The following is a 16215-nucleotide window of genomic DNA, read 5'->3' as shown; positions in this document are numbered from 1 at the left end:
CGATCAGGCTCGCCAACCCCATGAAACCCCAGACCGCAGCTTGATCAACTTAGCGGAAATGGCATTGGGATGAGCCGGTCTGGCGCCTAGCTCGTAGGGCGTGCCCTCCGGCCCGGCGTACCGCCTGATGGCGGTGAATCCGCCGTCTGTGAGCAGTTCACCCAGTTGACCACTGGTGTAGATGTGGTGAATCGCGGCCGCATGGAGTTCCTCGGTGCCACGTTTGAATGCGTACCGACTGATCAGCCGGCTTGCCAACGGGTCGTACTCCAGGTTTGTCTCGACAGTGATATCTCCGGTCACCATGCTACTCGGCTCACCGGTGTAGGTGGGCAGAATACTCTCGGCCGTCGCCCCGAAGTCGACGACCAGGCTGCCGCCAGGACGGATCGCCCTAGCCAGGCTCGCGATGAACTCCCGGGTGCCGGCCAGGTCCAGATAGCCGAAGCTGTTGCCCAGGCAGGCGGCCGCATCGAACGAGCGATCCACCGGGATCGCCCGCATGTCCGCGAGCACGAACTCGACGTGTAGACCGGCCTGCTCTGCCGCCCGGCGGGCATGGTCAATGGCCTCGGCTGAGAGGTCGACGCCGGTCACCCGATGGCCGCGCCCAGCGAGAGCGATACTGTGCCGACCGCTGCCGCAGGGAACGTCTAGGATCCGGGCCACCGGCGGCAGACCGAGCGCGGCCTCGATGAACTCGACGTCAGCCGCGGTCATTTCGGGCGACGCCGCCCGCCGCCAGAACTCGTTCGGAAGTTCGGTAAAGAAGTCCGCGTACCACGCAGACGAGATATCATTTGACAACGCCAGAAGCTCCTCATGGAGTACATCAACACGAAAAATTGATGTCACCAGGCACACCGAGGTCCGACGCTGGTCAGCAGTCGACCTCGATCACCACCACGCCATCCAGGCCGGCGGTGTCCGGTGGCCCGGGACAAGACCCGGGGCAACCATGGCTTCCTCCACGCAAGGCGTCGGGCCGCTCCCCGACGAACTGCCGCCAAACTAGCCCGCCCGCCCGGCGGCGTCAAACCAGTTAATCCGGGTATCGCCGGCCCCGACTCCAGGAAGATCAGCCGGCAGTTGCTCGCGTCGCGCCGCTCACAGCCCCCTTGTCTACGTGTGCAACCCGGGGGTGGTACCGATCGTGCTGGTGCACGCCCGGGCCCTACTCACCAGCGCCCCGAGGGTCGGACCGCGTATCTCGACGCTGACTTCTACGCCCCGGAGAAGACCCTGGCGTCTGAGCAGCTGCGGGAAACGCTCGACCTGGCCCAGCCTGTCGCGGTCATACATTTCATCGCCGACGACGCCGTCGTCAAAGACCTCGTCGGCCGGCTCATGCGTCCGCTTCCGACAGGCAGCATCCTGGCGCTGTCCACCTGCACGGCTGACAGTGCGCCCGAGGAGGTTCGTGTCGGGGTGGCCGCATACAACGCCAGTGGTATTCCGCTCGTCGCCCGAGACAGGGCCTGAGTCGAGCAGTTCTTCGATGGGCTGGAAATACTCGACCCCAGCGTGGTGCTTGTCAACCACTGGCACCCTGACGAGCTCGCCGCCGTGGACGATGCTCACGTGCACATGTACGGCGGCATTACCCGGAAGCGGTAACATGCCACGCCGCCGGACCGGCGGCCCCGCCGCGTTCGGCACTCACGGCAGGATGGTATTGGGTCTCGTCAGGCTGCCTGAGGACCCGAGAGCCTGGCCGCGGTGTCCGCCGAACGGAGCGCGGCCCGGGCAGCGGGCTTCGCACGGTCGCCGCGGCGACCACCCCGCCGACGGTGGTGCCGCATCCCGCGGATGATCTCGCCGCCAACGTTCCCGGCGCGGCGGTCGGCGCGGCGAGCAGGTCGGGACGGGCCGGCGCCGGCAGAAGATCTGTACTCCGGTATCCGCTACTCCCACCTCGCTCCCCGGGGGCTACCGGGTGCGAAGTCGCGTAGGATTCACCCTGTGTCGAGGACACATGCCACGGCCGAGACGCCGGCCAGCCGGATGATGATGCACATGCCGTCCGGCCTCTTCCGCGCGTCTTGACAGACTGACCGATGAGGCCCTGACGGAGCCTCGTCGGTGAGGCTGCTACCGGGGCGGAAGGACTCACACCAGATGGGCCGCTACTTCGTGACGACGGCGATTCCGTACGTCAACGGCAAGCCGCACGTAGGTCACGCTCTCGAACTGATCGAGACCGATGCGTACGCACGTCATCTTCGTCAGCGCGGCCACGAGGTCCGGTTCCAGACCGGCACCGACGACAACGCCCTGAAGAACGTCCAGGCGGCCGAGGCCGAGGGGATCACACCCGCCGAGTACGTCGAGCGGGTCGCCACCGGGTTCGTGGGCCTTCGCGGTCCGTTGGGCCTCTCGTTCGACGATTTCATCAAGACGAGCACGGACCCCCGCCATCGGCCGGGAGTCGAGAAGCTGTGGTCGGCCTGCGCCGACCGCGGAGACTTCTACCGCAAGACCTACGCCGGTCTGTACTGCGTGGGATGCGAGCTGTTCTACCAGCCCGACGAGCTGGTGGGCGGCCGCTGTCCGGAACACGGGACCGTTCCCGACCTGGTGGAGGAGAGCAACTGGTTCTTCCGGTTGAGCCGCTATCAGGACCAGCTCCACGAGCTCATCTCCGCCGACCGGCTGCGCATCGAGCCCGCCGCCCGCAAGCGGGAGGTACTGTCCTTCATCGAGGCCGGCCTGGAGGACTTCAGCGCGTCGCGGAGCATGAGCCGGGCCCGCGGCTGGGGTATTCCGGTCCCCGGCGACCCCGAGCAGGTCATCTACGTGTGGTTCGACGCGCTCGGGAACTACATCACCGCCCCCGGGTACGGCAACGACGACGACAGCTTCCAGCACTGGTGGAACGACGCCGACAGGCGAGTGCACGTCATCGGCAAGGGCATCATCCGCTTTCACGCCGTCTACTGGCCGGCGATGCTGCTCTCGGCCGGGGTGCGCCTGCCCGACACCATCTTCGTGCACGAATATCTCACCGCCGACGGCATGAAGATCAGCAAGTCGGCCGGCAACGCCGAGGATCCCGCCGACATCGTCGCCGCCTTCAACACCGACGCGCTGCGGTGGTGGATGCTGCGCGACGTCGCCCGAGCCGGCGACACCGACTACACGACCGAACGGCTCGTGACCCGCGCGAACGAGGACCTCGCCAACAACATCGGCAACCTGGTCAACCGGACCGTGTCGATGGTGAAGCGGTACCGGGACGGGCTCATTCCCCCGCCCGCCCCCGACAATCCCGCGGCCGCCCAGCTGCGGGCGGTGCGCGACGAGGCCCCCCGGACAATCGACGACGCCTTCGCCGCCTTCGACTTCCGCCGGGCAGCCGAGGTCATCACGAGGATCGGAAACGAGGGTAACCGCTACGTGGAGGCCGCCCGGCCCTGGGAGCTCGCGAAGGCGGAGCGCAAGGAGGGAGCGTCGCGCGACGCCCTCGACGCAGTCCTCGCCGAACTGGTCGCCACGTGCCGGGAACTGGCGGAGCACCTCGCGCCCTTCCTGCCCGATTCGGCACCGCGCATCGCCGCGCAGTGCGGCGACGGCGGGCCGCGGACCGCCGATCCCAGCCCGGTGTTCCCGCGCCTGGAGGCCCCGCCGGCCGAACCGGCCACGACCTGACCGACGCCGCGGAACCGATCCGGCCGGGCCCGCTCAGGCCGGACGCAGTGCGGTGAAACGCCGCAGCCGCAGACTGTTCGTGACGACAAAGACGGAGCTGAACGCCATCGCCGCCCCCGCGATCATTGGGTTAAGCAGACCGGTCGCGGCAAGCGGCAGCCCGGCCACGTTGTAGGCGAACGCCCAGAACAGATTGCCCTTGATCGTGCGCAGGGTGGCGCGCGACAGTCGGATGGCATCCGCCACCAGACAGGGATCCGCGTTGACGAGCGTCAGATCCGACGCCTCGATCGCCGCGTCAGTGCCGCCGCCCATCGCCAGGCCCAGATCGGCCTGGGCGAGCGCGGCGGCGTCGTTCACCCCGTCGCCCACCATGGCCACGACCCGGCCCTGCGCCTGCAAGCGACGGACCGCCGCGACCTTCTCCTCGGGCAGGACCTCGGCGATGACGTCCTCGGCCGCGATGCCGACCTCGGCGGCGACGGACCGGGCGACCGCCTCGGCGTCCCCGGTCAGCAGGACCGGGTGCAGCCCGAGCCGACGCAAATCGGCGACGGCCGCGGCCGCGGTGGGCTTCACCGTGTCGGCAACGCTGATCAGTCCGCGGGGACGGCCGTCCCAGCCGACCACGACGGCGGTGTGCCCGGCGGCCCGTTCCCGGTCCAGCTCGGCGGCGAGCGCGCCCGGGAGTTCCGCGAACACCCGGGGCCGCCCGACGAGCACCGCATGCCCCTCCACGGTGCCGCGCACGCCGAGGCCCGCGGTGTTCGCGAAGTCCGCGACCGGCGGCAGCACACCGGCGGCCACCGCGTGCTCCCCAGCCGCGTCAGCGATCGCCCGGGCGATGAGGTGCTCGCTCGCCTCCTCCACCGCCGCGGCGAGCCGGAGCACCTCGGCGGCGTCCTCGCCGGGAGCCGGCAGCACCGCGACAACCTGCATCCGCCCGCTGGTCACCGTGCCGGTTTTGTCGAGTAGGACGGTCTGGACCCGCCGCGTCGACTCCAGCACCTCCGGGCCGCGGATGAGGATGCCCACCTGCGCACCGCGTCCCGTCCCGACCAGCAGCGCCGTCGGCGTGGCCAGGCCCAGCGCGCAGGGGCAGGCGATGATCAACACGGCGACGGCCGCGGTGAAGGCATCGGTCGCCGGCTGCCCGAGAGCCAGCCAGACCCCGAGGGTGACGAGCGCGATTCCGATCACCACCGGAACGAACACCGCCGAGACCCGGTCGGCGAGGCGCTGGACGCGGGTCTTGCCACTCTGGGCCTCCGTCACGAGCCGGGCGATGCGCGCCAGCTGCGTGTCGGCGCCGACCCGGGTGGCCCGGACCACAAGCCGCCCGCCGGCGTTCACCGTCGCCCCGACGACCGCGTCACCCGGGGCGACCTCGACGGGCACCGACTCGCCGGTGACCATGCTCGCGTCCACCGCCGACAGCCCGTCGAGCACGACGCCGTCGGTGGCGATCTTCTCGCCCGGGCGGACGACGAACTCGTCCCCGATCCGCAGCGCCTCGACCGGGATCCGCTCCTCGACCCGCCGCGGGCCAGTCCCCCGCGCACCGTCCGCCGGCCGGTCGCGCAGCACGGTGACGTCCTTTGCCCCGAGGTGGAGCAGCGCCCGCAGGGCCGCGCCGGAACGCCGGCGGGCACGTGATTCCAGGAATCGGCCGGTGAGCAGGAACACCGTCACCCCGGCGGCGACCTCCAGGTAGAGGGCTGTGCCCGCGCCGCCGTGGGCACTCCCGCCGGTGCCGTGGCCACTCCCCGAGTGGCCGATCTCGCCGGCCGAGGCTTCCGGGCCCGGGAAGCCACCGGTGAACGAGAACGAGTGCCGCATCCCCGGTTCGCCCGCTCCGCCCAGGAACAGGGCGTACAGCGACCAGACGAAGGCGGCCAGCGTTCCGAGGGAGACCAGGGTGTCCATCGTCGCGACCCCATGCCGGGCGCCCCGGCCCGCGGCCCGGTGGAACGGCCAGCCTCCCCAGAGCACGACCGGCGTCGCCAAGGCCAGCGAGACCCACTGCCAGTAGTCGAACTGCCAGGCGGGCACCATGGCCAGTGCGATCACCGGCACGGCGAGCGTCGCCGAGACAGCCAGCCGGACGCGTAGCGCCCGCAGCGCCGCGCCGGGCGCGTCGTCCTGCGTGCCGCCGCCGTCCTCGGCCTCCGCCGCACCAGTCGCATACTCGGCCGCGGTGTCAGTGCCGGCCGCACCCGGCCCACCCCGGACCGGGGTCGCGGAGTATCCCGCGGCCTGTACCGTGCGGATCAGATCATCGAGACAGACCGCGGGGGCTTCGGTATCCGCGAGGGTGACGGTGGCCTTCTTGGTGGCGTAGTTCACCGAAGCGGTGACGCCGTCCATCCTGTTGAGTTTGCGTTCCACCCGCGCGGCGCACGACGAGCAGGTCATCCCGCCGATCGCGAGCTCGATCCGCGCGGGGTGACCCGTTCCAACGTCGAGAGTGGTCATCAGATCTCCCCTTCCGGCGGATTCCTTACAGCGGATTCCTTACAGCGGATTCCTTACAGCGGATTCCTTACAGCGGGCTGGAAGGTACTGCCGGTCGCGGACCGTGGGACCGGACACACCCGCCGGCCACCGGCACCGTTGGCACCACCGAAGCGCTACGCCCGCCCGACAAGCTCGTATCCGGCCTCCGCAACGGCCTCCCGGACGGCGCCGTCCTCGACGACGCCGTCGCTGACGAGAGTGACCCGGCCCTCGGCCAGATCCACGGCGACGTCCGACACGGTCGGCAGCCGCGCGAGCTCCTCGGTCACGGATCGGACGCAGTGCTGGCAGGTCATCCCGGCCACCGTGTAGGCGGTCGTCATGGCCGTTCTCGTCTCCTCGTGTAAGCCGCCCCGGTCCCGATGGATCTGCCCATCCCACCGGCCACCTCCGACCCTCCGAACATACCCTCCCCCCGTATAGTGTACCGGTACCCGGTGGGGGTACCTTCCGAACCAATGGTCGATCATCACGGGAGAGATCCCGCCCACGCCGACACGGGAAGGCCACGACGCGCAGCCCCCACCCTGAGCAACCTAACGGACGCTTTCCACGAACGCCGGACTCCCGGCACCACCGTGGCGAACCGTCGACGTTGAGGAACCGCCGCCGCGAGGGACGGTCAGCGGGAGGCGGCCAGGCGGCGGGCGACCTCGGTGGCCCAGTAAGTCAAGATGATGTCCGCCCCGGCCCGGGAGATCGCGGTCAGCGTCTCGTCGATCGCCCGGTCCCGGTCAATCCACCCGGCCGCCGCGGCAGCCTCCACCATCGCGTACTCGCCCGACACCTGGTAGGCCGCCACCGGTACGTCCACTGTGTCGGCCACCGCCCGCAGCACGTCCAGGTAGGCCAGCGCCGGTTTCACCATCACCGCGTCCGCGCCCTCGGCAAGGTCGAGCGCGACCTCGCGCCGGGCCTCCTCGGCCGAGCGGACCGGATCCTGCTGGTAACCGGTCCGATCCCCGAACTGCGGGGCGCACTCGGCAGCCTCGCGAAACGGCCCGTAGAACGCCGAGGCATACTTCACCGAGTAGGCGAGGATCGGCAGGTCGATGAAGCCCTCCGCGTCCAGCGCGGCCCGGATCGCGCCGACCTGGCCGTCCATCATCCCGCTCGGCGCGACGACCTCGGCACCCGCACGGGCCTGCGCCACGGCGATCGCGCCGTAGCGCGCCAGGGTGGCGTCGTTGTCGACCTCCCCGGAGTCGGTGAGCAGACCGCAGTGCCCGTGGTCGGTGTACTCGTCCAGGCACAGGTCCGTCATCAGGACGACGTCGCCACCGACCTCGGCGACGAGATCGGCGAGCGCGAGCTGGACGATGCCGTCCGAGTCGTCGGCGGCCGAGCCGCGGGCATCCTTCTCCGCGGGCACACCGAACAGGATGAGCCCGCCCACGCCGGCCTCGACGGCCTCGACGGCCGCCTCCCGCAGCGAGGAACGGGTGTGCTGGACGACACCGGGCATCGAGGCCAGCGGAACGGGATCGGCCACGCCCTCCTTGACGAACATCGGCAGCACCAGGTCGGACGGGTGCAACCGCACGTTCGAGACCAGCCGGCGCAGCGCGGGCGAGCGGCGCAGCCGGCGGGGACGTGCCGTCGGGTATCCGGCTGCGGCCCCGTTCCCCCGGGCCGGCACCCTCACCGCCGCGAGCCTCGCCGTGGCTTCGGCAACCGCGCGGCGAGCGGCCCGATCTTCCCGAGCTCTTCCCGGTGTTCGGCAGCGAACTCCGCCAGCGCCCCGACAAGGGCGGGGATGGACGCCTCCGGAGCCTGCACGTCGACGCGCAGCCCGAGCTCCTGGGCAGTGGCGGCCGTCGCCGGACCGATCACGGCGATCACCGTCGTCTCGTGGGGCTTGCCGGCGATGCCGACCAGGTTGCGCACGGTCGAGGACGAGGTGAAGACGACCGCGTCGACCCGGCCGCCCTTCAGCGCCTCCCGGATGGAGGCGGGCGGCGGAGCCGCACGCACGGTGCGGTAGGCCGTCACGTCATCGACCTGCCAGCCGCGTTCCTTCAGGCCGGCGACCAGGGTCTCGGTGGCGATGTCGGCGCGCGGCAGCAGCACCCGGTCGAGCAGGTCGAGGGTGTCGTCGAAGTCCGGCCAGTCCGCCAGCAGCCCCTCGCTGGACTGCTGCCCGGACGGGACGAGATCGGGCCGGATACCGAAGGTGCGCAGCGCGTCGGCCGTCGCCTCGCCGATCGCCGCAACCTTGACCCCCGCGAACGCGCGGGCGTCGAGGCTGCGTTCCTCGACCTTCTCCTGCACCGCCTTGACCGCGTTGACCGAGGTGAAGGCCACCCACTGATAGCGCCCGGAGACCAGACCGGTGATCGCGCGCTCCATCGGGGCGGCGGTCCGCGGGGGCTCGACAGCGATCGTCGGCACCTCCAGCGGGCTTGCGCCGTGCGAACGCAGCAGGTCGGACAGGATCGCCGCCTGTTCCTTGGTCCGCGGGACCAGCACCGTCCAGCCGAACAGCGCCCGGGTCTCCCACCAGGACAACTTGCTGCGGGTCGCGACCACCGAGCCGATGGACAGCACGACCTGGGTGATCGGGGTGGGGGCCGCGGTCAACAGCGGTGCCGTGTCCGCCTCGACCCGATCGAGCGTCGAGGTGACGGTGCGCTGGTCGGTGGTGGTGCCGTCCACGGTCACCGCGATCGGGGTGTCACCGGGCCGCCCGTGCTCGACGAGCGCCGCCGCGACCTTGCCGACCTCCGTCGGCGCCGCCGTGACCACGAGGGTGCCCGGGGTCTGGGCGAGGGCACCCCAGTCCAGGTCGCCGGGGGAGGAGATGGGCGCACCGAACCCGCCGAAGCCGCCCGGGGCACCGAGGCCCAGCGGCGAGCCGAACCCGCCGGTTCCCAGGCCACCGCCGAGCCCGCCCCCGAGACCGGCGATCGGCCGCCCGCCCAGCCGCGAGGCCCCGAACGGAGGACCGGTGAGCGGACCCACCGGCTCGCTCCCGCCGAACGGCGAGGACGCCGGCACGGTGCCCGACGACGAGAAGACCCCGGAGGTGCTGGCGAAGGTGACCGGCGCGCCCGGGGCGACCCCGGCGTAGGTCGCGACCGCGGCGCCAGTGAGGATGCCGGGCACCACCCGATAGGGGATCTTGGCCTTCGCGAGCGCCTGGGCGTCCGCGGCGCCGATGCGAGTCAGCCACGGATCGGAGGCGTAGAGCCGGACCACCTTGTCACCGGCACGGGCCCTGCTCACCACCGCGGCGGTCGCCGCCTCCGCGTCACGGACCGGCTTCGGCGCCTCGAGGTCGCCAATGCACAGCACTTCGGCGGTGAGGTTCTCCACCACCGCCGGCGCCACCTCGGGATCGGCCACCACCAGGTCGGCGGCGGCCAGGGTCTCGACCGCGAGGACGGTGAGCAGGCCGGGATCACGTGGTCCGGCACCCACCAGGGCGACCGGGGAGACGGGCTTCTTCGTTCGTCGGGTGGCCATGCTCAGCGGGTTCCCATCAGCGAGTGTGCTCCGGCGGACAGCATGTCGTCCGCGAGGCGCTGCCCGAGCGCCTCCGGGTCGACGGCGGATCCGGTGACGTCACGCCGGAGGACATCGCTTCCGTCCGGCGCAGCGACGACCGCCCGCAGGCACAGACGACCCGCGGGAGGCGCACCGCCGGCCTCCGCCGCAGCTCTTTCGGCCGGCCCCGGAAGAAGCTCGGCCAAGGCGCCGACCGGGGCAGTACAACCAGCTTCGATGCCGGCGAGGAACGCGCGTTCCGCTCTGACTGCGACGGACGACGATGCGTCATCGAGCACAAACCGTAGCAGCTCGGCGAGGCCCGTATCGACGGGCTGGCCGCCATCTGACCACGTTTCGCCACCGGTTTGTCCCGCAGCGGGACCCGAACCCGCCGCGGCGGGCACCAGAGCGCGCGCCGGGCCGGCCACGACGAGCCCGGCACCGCCCGTGCACTCGATCGCCAGGGCTCCCTGACCGGGCGCGGGCAGCATCACCGTGGGTTCGAGGATCTCGGTGACGGCATCGAGCCGGTCGAGCCGCGCCAGCCCGGCGTGCGCGAGGACGACCGCGTCCACCTCACCGTCGATGGCCTTCTTCAACCGGGTGTCGACATTGCCGCGGATCGTGACGACCTCCAGCCCGAGGCCGAGAGCACACAGCTGCGCGGCGCGACGCGGAGATCCGGTCGCGATCCGGGCGCCGGCCCTGAGCTCGGCCAGGCGCCGCCCGCTCGGGGCGACCAGCACGTCCCGGGGGTCCGCCCGCGGCGGGACCGCGGCGAGCACCAGACCGGGTGGGGTGGCCGTTGGAAGGTCCTTCAACGAGTGGACCGCCAGGTCGATCTCACCAGACAGCAGGGCGTCGCGCAGCGCGCTGACGAAGACGCCGGTCCCGCCGATCTGGCTGATCTCCCCCGACGAGCGGTCCCCCGCCGTGACAATCGGCACCAGCTCGACGGCGCAGCCCACCCGCGCCCGCAGGGTGGCGGCGACCGTCCCGGACTGGGCCAGCGCCAGCGCCGAGCGCCGCGTTCCCAGCCGCAGCCGGCGGCCGGCGAAACGGGCCAGCAGGTCGGCGCCGGTACTCGCCGCGCCGGTACTCGCCGCGCCGATGCTCGTCGGATCGGTACTCGTCGGGTCGATCCCCGTCACGAACGCTCCAGCAGATCAAGGTCAGGCGCGGACACCACGGCGGGCACCTCCCGCGGCAGATCGAACAGTTCCCGCAGGGCCTCGGCGTAGGCGTCTCCGCCGGGCGCCCCGGCCAGCTCCTGCACCCGCACGGTCGGGGCGTGCAGCAGCTTGTCGACGACGCGCCGGACCGAGCCCTCCACCAGGCTCCACTCCCGATCGTCGAGGTCGGGCAGGCGGGTGTGCAACCGAGCGAGCTCGCTACGCACCACAGCGGCGGCGTGGGCCCGCAGCGCGACGACGGTCGGCGCCACCCGGCCCGCCTGCCGGCGGTCGAGGAAGCTCGCGACCTCGGCGGCGACCAGCGCGCGGACCGCCTCCACATCGTGCGTCACCTGGGCGCCGTCCAGCGCGATGCGCAGTGCGTCCAGATCGATCAGACTCACCCCGGACAGCTCGCGCACCCCCGGGTCGATGTCGTGCGGCAGGGCCAGATCGAGGAAAACCAGCGGGCGCCCTGCCCGGCCGGGCAAGGCCGCGGCAACCAGCTCGTGCTCGACAACGAGACCGCTCGCGCCGGTCGAGGAGATCACCAGGTCCGCCATGGTGATCTCGTGGGCCAGGTCGGTGAGACCGACGACCCGGGCCTCGTGGGCCTCGGCGACGCGGGCCGCCCGGGCGGCGGTCCGGTTCGCGATCACGACCTCCCCGGCGCCGGCTCGCCGGACGGTCTGCGCGGCCAGCGATCCCACCGCGCCGGCACCGATGAGCAGCACCCGGGCCCCGGCCAACGGCGGGGGTTCGGACGTCACGGCGGGCCGCGGTCCCTCGGCCGCGGCTCCTCCCCCGTCCAGCGCCCGCCCACCCGGCGGCACCACCGGCACGGCCGGAACCTCGCTGTGGAGGCCCAGACCGGAGGCGGCCAACCGGACACCCACCGAGACGATGGATGCGCCAGCGGCATCGATGGACGTCTCGGAGTGGGCCCGCTTGCCGACCCGCAGCGCGGCCTGGAACAGGCCGGACAGCGCGCTGCCCGCCACCCCGGCGGCCTGACCGGCCCGGAAGGCCGTGCGTACCTGACCGAGGATCTGGCTCTCCCCGACGAGCATGGAGTCCAGGCCGCATACTACCGAGAACAGGTGCCCGATGGCCCGCGCCTCGTGGTGGACGTACAGGTGGCCGGCGAGATTACCGAGGTCGATCCCACAGATCCGGCTGAGCTGGTCGGAGATGTCGGCGACTCCGCCGTGGAAGGTCTCGACCTCGGCATAGATCTCGATGCGGTTACACGTCGAGAGCACCACCGCCTCGCTGACGTGGGTACCCTCGGCCAGATCGTGCAGGACCTTCGGGACCTCCTCGGCCGAGACCGAGGTGCGTTCGAGCAACGACGTGGGCGCGGTCTGGTGGTTGAGCCCGACCACCAGGAGGCTCACGACGCCTCACCTCCGGCCATCAGCGCTCCCGCGGCCGGCAGCGTCCTGTGGGTCGGCGATCCAAGCGCCGGGGTGTGCTCCAAGCGCGCCGCACCCGGTTCCCCCTCCCGATCATCCCGGGTCGGCCGACCGTCCCGAGCCATCCCGGCCGGACGAGCTGCCCCCGCCGGACGAGTCATGCCTACTTGCCGAGTCACCCGCACGACCTCATCCGCATCGGTCTCCAGCCTGTCCGCGGAGGGCTCCGTCCCGTCCGCGCTCGTCACCCCGTCCAGGCCCGTCACCCCCCGCGCGACGAGGACGTCGTCGCCGCCTGGCACCGCCTCGCGGGCCGAGGGCGCCCGCCGCGCCGAGCGCGCCCGGCGCACCGGCACGGCGTCACGCCCGGAGCCGGCGCCCGGTGTGGATCTCGTGCCCCGTCTCGGTGATGTGTCCCGTGCCGGTGACGGATGTTTGCGTGCTTCATGGAACGAGAGGATCTGCAGTTCCACGGCGAGGTCGACTTTACGCACGTCCACACCGTCGGGTACCGAAAGCACCGTGGGAGCGAAGTTGAGAATGCTGGTGACCCCGGCAGCGACCAGACGGTCACACACCCCCTGCGCCGCGGCGGCCGGCGTGCAGATCATCCCAATCGTGACCTGACCCTGGACAATCACCTGTTCGAGATCGTCGACGGGACTGACGACAACCTCACCGACCCGCTCGCCGACCCGCTCGGGATCCGCGTCGACCAGGGCCACAATCCGAAAGCCCCTGGCATAAAAGCCGCCGTAACCCGCCAGGGCGTGGCCGAGGTTGCCGACTCCCACCAGCACGACCGCTCTGTCCTCGGTGAGGCCCAGTTTCGCGGCGATGCAGTCGAGCAGGACATCCACCTCGTAGCCGACGCCCCGTGTGCCGTAGGAACCGAGATGGGACAGATCCTTGCGGACCTTGGCCGGAGTGACTCCGGCGGCGGCCGCGAGCGTGTCCGAAGACACAGTGTGAACCCCGCTTTCCGCCAGTGTCGCCAGCACCCGGAGGTAGAGCGGAAGCCGCGCGACCGTCGCCTCCGGAACCTCGGAGGAACGCCTGGAAGCCGCGTCACTACGTGTGCGTCGCCGGATCACCGCCGGGCGATGCCGTGGCTGACTCATTCGCGGCTCCGATCTCTAGGCGCGCGGTTACGCCCGGAGCTATGGGCCCGAATCCGTGGCCCCGCCGACACCCGGCGTACGGTAGTCGGCGCCACAAGTCGGCTGTCCTCGGGCAGTGTACGACTTCGTGAAGGGATTCACGAAGTGCTGAGGAGAACCAGCCCCCTGATCAGCGACCGCCCTCGGGGGGCCGCAGCGCCCACCGGCCGCCGGCGAGCGCCCGCCGCAGCCGGTCCTCCTCCACCCGCCAGTAACCGTGTTCCCGGCCGTCGAGCAGGATGACCGGCACCCGGTCGCCGTAGGCGTCGGCAAGCTGGGGATCGGCGTCGACATTGGCCTCCCGCCACCCGACCTGCTCCTGCTCGGCGACCCGGACGACCGCCGCCCGCGCAGTATCGCACAGATGACATCCCGTCCGGGTGAGCAGTGTGATACGCACACCGTCGTGGCCGGAATCCGCCAGTTCCAACCCGTCGTCCATTCCACGATGGTAGGCGCGATCCCGGTCGCTGCCGAGTGGCTTCCCGAACCGCTCGAGCGGGACCGAGGTCCGCTCAGGGGCCCGACCCCGACGTGCGGTCCGGTCCGGGCCTCGCCGGGAGACGCCCCCTGCCTGCACCCAGACAATCTCCGACTTTCCGCGGTCCCTCCTCCGGCTACACTCAGCTACTAACGAAACCATGTGCGCCGGGCCTCCCGGCCCGCCTTGCCTCGACCGCACCCTCCGGAGCCCGGGCTGTGACCGAATGCACGCTCGCCGACCTCGCCGCCGGCCTCGTCGCCCCGCGCCGCGGCCTGGATGCAGCGCGGGGACCGTCGGTCCCGCTCCTCCCGCTCCTCAGGAGGGACGGGCCGCTCCTCAGGAGGGACGGGATCCGCGCCCTCCTACCCCGGTTGTCCGGGACCGGACGGCCAACCGCCCCCACGGCGTCGGGATCCACGGCGTCGGGATCCACGGTGCCGGCCGGGACGAGCCGCGCGGCGGGGACGGACCCGGCTGCGGCCACGACGACGGTGGCGGCCTGGCCCGTGGGATCCGCCCGGCATCCCGGCCCCCTCCACCGGCAGGATGCGATGTCCCCGGTGGGCGCCCGGGAGGACCGCGAGCGGGTCGGGGACCCTCCGAGCGAGCCGGCCGACGACGACCGGACGGCGCTCGTCGCCCGGGCCCGGCGAGGTGACGTCGACGCCTTCGGGCTGCTCTACGACCGGTACGCCGACCTCGTGTTCCGATACGCGCTGTACCGGCTGGGCGGGGATCCGGTGGCCGCCGAGGACATCGTCAGCGAGACCTTCCTGCGTGCCTTCCGCTCAATCGGCACGTTCCGGTGGCAGGGGCGGGACATCGGTGCCTGGTTCATCACCATCGCTCGCAACCTGCTGGTCGATCAGGCCCGCTCGGCGCGGTGCCGGTTCGAGATCCCGACGGCGGACATCCTCGCCGCGGCCGAGTACCGGGCCACGGCGCTGACGGTACCGAGCCCCGAAGAGTCGATCCTGGCCGTGCTGACCCGCCGCGAGCTGCTCGACGCCGTCCGCGAGCTGCGCCCGGACCAGCAGGAGTGCGTCGCGCTCCGGTTCCTCGAAGGGCTGTCGGTCCGCGAGACCGCGCTGGCCATGGGCCGTAATGAGGGGGCGGTCAAATCCTTGCAGTTCAGAGCGATTCGGACACTTGCTCGCGCCCTTCCCGCAACAGACACGGCCTGGCCTCCGGGCCCCTCGCCGTGAGCGATATCCCAGATCACGTCGCAACCGCGGCCCGGTCGTTGTTCCATCGGCACTTTCGCGCCGTCACGTTCGAGCGGCGGCCGCCGCGAAGTCGTACCGCACCGTACTCTGACGGCGTGCCGGCGAACCATGGCGTGGATCGCGACGTGCGGAGGTGGCGACGAGGGGTGGGCGGCGGCCCCGGTCACTTCCCGAGCCGAGCCCTTGCTCCGCCCCGGACAACATGGAGTTGACGATGAGGGTGCGACGACGCAGGGACCTGGCCACGACGAGGCAGGCCGCCGAGGCCGCCGCGATCGCCGCCTTGAAGGTCGCGGCCGAGGAGGTTCCGCGGGCCCCGCTGGACGAGTCGGCGGCCGCGTTCTTCGACGTGGACAACACCATGATGGCGGGCGCCTCGATCTTCTACTTCGCCCGCGGCCTGGCCGCCCGGGACTTCTTCAACTCGCGTGACCTGATCCGGTTCGGTTGGCAGCACATCACCTACCGGCTGCGTGGGCTCGAGGACCCGAACGGCATCCGGGACGCTCGGGAGACCGCGCTCGCCTTCGTCGCCGGGCGCACGGTGGCCGAGATCGTCCGTTACGGCGAGGAGATCTACGACGAGCGGATGGCCGAGCAGATCTACTCGGGCACGCACGCGCTCGCCCAGCAGCACCTTGACGCGGGCCAGCGAGTGTGGCTGGTCACGGCCACCCCGGTCGAGCTCGCCTCGGTCATCGCCCGGCGACTGAACCTCACCGGCGCCCTCGGCACGGTCAGCGAGGTCTCCGCCGAGGGCACCTACACCGGCCACCTGGTCGGCGGTCTGCTGCACGGCCAGGCGAAGGCCGAGGCCGTGCAGGCGCTCGCCGAGCGGGAGGGTCTGGACCTGTCCCGGTGCTGGGCCTACTCGGACTCGATCAACGATCTACCCATGCTCTCCCTGGTGGGCCACCCGGTCGCGATCAACCCGGATCCGGACCTGAAGACCGTGGCCCGGGAACGCGAATGGCCGATCAAGGACTTTCGCACGGCCCGCAAGGCAGCCAAGATCGGCATTCCGACGGCAGCCGGGGTAGGCGCGCTCGCCGGCGGGGTCGCCGCCGGCATGGCGTTGCGGCGCCGGGCCGCCACCGCCTAGGT

General features: G+C 71.5%; 12 protein-coding genes and 1 pseudogene. 4 read left to right on the top strand and 9 right to left on the bottom strand.

Features of this window, described 5'->3' with window-relative positions; translation table 11 throughout:
* Positions 1-3: 3 nt before the first annotated feature.
* Positions 4-807 (bottom strand): SAM-dependent methyltransferase, encoded by an 804-nt coding sequence (locus AC08OJ_RS12425; protein ID WP_476595799.1) that lies wholly within the window; start codon positions 805-807, stop codon positions 4-6.
* Between the two features lie 123 nt (positions 808-930).
* On the opposite strand from AC08OJ_RS12425, the pseudogene AC08OJ_RS12420 reads away from it, so the two are divergent.
* A pseudogene (locus AC08OJ_RS12420) lies at positions 931-1617 on the top strand (SAM-dependent methyltransferase).
* A gap of 501 nt (positions 1618-2118) precedes the next feature.
* Positions 2119-3648, top strand: a complete 1530-nt coding sequence (locus AC08OJ_RS12415; protein ID WP_476595798.1) for a methionine--tRNA ligase — start codon at positions 2119-2121, stop codon at positions 3646-3648.
* Positions 3649-3681: 33 nt separating this feature from the next.
* Here AC08OJ_RS12415 and AC08OJ_RS12410 read toward each other — a convergent pair whose 3' ends face one another.
* From AC08OJ_RS12410 to AC08OJ_RS12375, 8 genes are all read right to left on the bottom strand, one after another.
* Entirely contained in the window at positions 3682-6123 is a 2442-nt protein-coding gene (locus tag AC08OJ_RS12410; protein WP_476595797.1) for a heavy metal translocating P-type ATPase, read from the bottom strand.
* 155 nt (positions 6124-6278) lie between these two features.
* On the bottom strand, positions 6279-6488 hold the full coding sequence (locus AC08OJ_RS12405; RefSeq protein ID WP_476593962.1) for a heavy-metal-associated domain-containing protein: 210 nt from the start codon (positions 6486-6488) through the stop codon (positions 6279-6281).
* Between the two features lie 299 nt (positions 6489-6787).
* Positions 6788-7810, bottom strand: coding sequence for a porphobilinogen synthase (gene hemB / locus AC08OJ_RS12400; RefSeq protein ID WP_476595796.1), 1023 nt, complete (start codon positions 7808-7810; stop codon positions 6788-6790).
* Positions 7807-9630, bottom strand: a complete 1824-nt coding sequence (locus tag AC08OJ_RS12395; RefSeq protein ID WP_476595795.1) for a bifunctional uroporphyrinogen-III C-methyltransferase/uroporphyrinogen-III synthase — start codon at positions 9628-9630, stop codon at positions 7807-7809. Before AC08OJ_RS12395 ends, hemB begins: the two co-directional genes overlap by 4 nt.
* Before the next feature lie 2 nt (positions 9631-9632).
* The gene (gene hemC / locus AC08OJ_RS12390; protein ID WP_476595794.1) at positions 9633-10805 is read right to left on the bottom strand and encodes a hydroxymethylbilane synthase; all 1173 of its coding nucleotides are present in this window, start codon (positions 10803-10805) and stop codon (positions 9633-9635) included.
* Entirely contained in the window at positions 10802-12223 is a 1422-nt protein-coding gene (locus AC08OJ_RS12385) for a glutamyl-tRNA reductase (RefSeq protein WP_476595793.1), read from the bottom strand. The genes hemC and AC08OJ_RS12385 overlap by 4 nt, the downstream gene beginning before the upstream one ends.
* On the bottom strand, positions 12220-13362 hold the full coding sequence (locus AC08OJ_RS12380; protein ID WP_476594570.1) for a redox-sensing transcriptional repressor Rex: 1143 nt from the start codon (positions 13360-13362) through the stop codon (positions 12220-12222). Before AC08OJ_RS12380 ends, AC08OJ_RS12385 begins: the two co-directional genes overlap by 4 nt.
* Before the next feature lie 169 nt (positions 13363-13531).
* On the bottom strand, positions 13532-13843 hold the full coding sequence (locus tag AC08OJ_RS12375; RefSeq protein WP_476595792.1) for a glutaredoxin family protein: 312 nt from the start codon (positions 13841-13843) through the stop codon (positions 13532-13534).
* A gap of 476 nt (positions 13844-14319) precedes the next feature.
* Here AC08OJ_RS12375 and AC08OJ_RS12370 point away from each other — a divergent pair, with 476 nt between their 5' ends.
* Both AC08OJ_RS12370 and AC08OJ_RS12365 read left to right on the top strand, forming a co-directional pair.
* Entirely contained in the window at positions 14320-15090 is a 771-nt protein-coding gene (locus AC08OJ_RS12370; RefSeq protein WP_476595791.1) for a sigma-70 family RNA polymerase sigma factor, read from the top strand.
* A gap of 235 nt (positions 15091-15325) precedes the next feature.
* A complete protein-coding gene (locus tag AC08OJ_RS12365; protein WP_476595790.1) occupies positions 15326-16213 on the top strand; it encodes an HAD family hydrolase in 888 nt (295 codons plus the stop codon).
* Positions 16214-16215: the final 2 nt, after the last annotated feature.

The organism is Frankia sp. CgKIO3 (assembly GCF_977946435.1).
Note: the sequence above shows the minus strand (reverse complement) of the source record. Positions and strands in the feature narration are given on the sequence as shown.

What these genes read in the sequence shown, in the direction of transcription:
- AC08OJ_RS12395 (WP_476595795.1), bottom strand. Translation starts at nt 9,630, where the DNA reads ATGGCCACCCGACGAACGAAGAAGCCCGTCTCCCCGGTCGCCCTGGTG.
- AC08OJ_RS12375 (WP_476595792.1), bottom strand. Translation starts at nt 13,843, where the DNA reads ATGGACGACGGGTTGGAACTGGCGGATTCCGGCCACGACGGTGTGCGT.
- AC08OJ_RS12380 (WP_476594570.1), bottom strand. Translation starts at nt 13,362, where the DNA reads ATGAGTCAGCCACGGCATCGCCCGGCGGTGATCCGGCGACGCACACGT.
- AC08OJ_RS12415 (WP_476595798.1), top strand. Translation starts at nt 2,119, where the DNA reads ATGGGCCGCTACTTCGTGACGACGGCGATTCCGTACGTCAACGGCAAG.
- AC08OJ_RS12410 (WP_476595797.1), bottom strand. Translation starts at nt 6,123, where the DNA reads ATGACCACTCTCGACGTTGGAACGGGTCACCCCGCGCGGATCGAGCTC.
- AC08OJ_RS12405 (WP_476593962.1), bottom strand. Translation starts at nt 6,488, where the DNA reads ATGACGACCGCCTACACGGTGGCCGGGATGACCTGCCAGCACTGCGTC.
- AC08OJ_RS12365 (WP_476595790.1), top strand. Translation starts at nt 15,326, where the DNA reads ATGAGGGTGCGACGACGCAGGGACCTGGCCACGACGAGGCAGGCCGCC.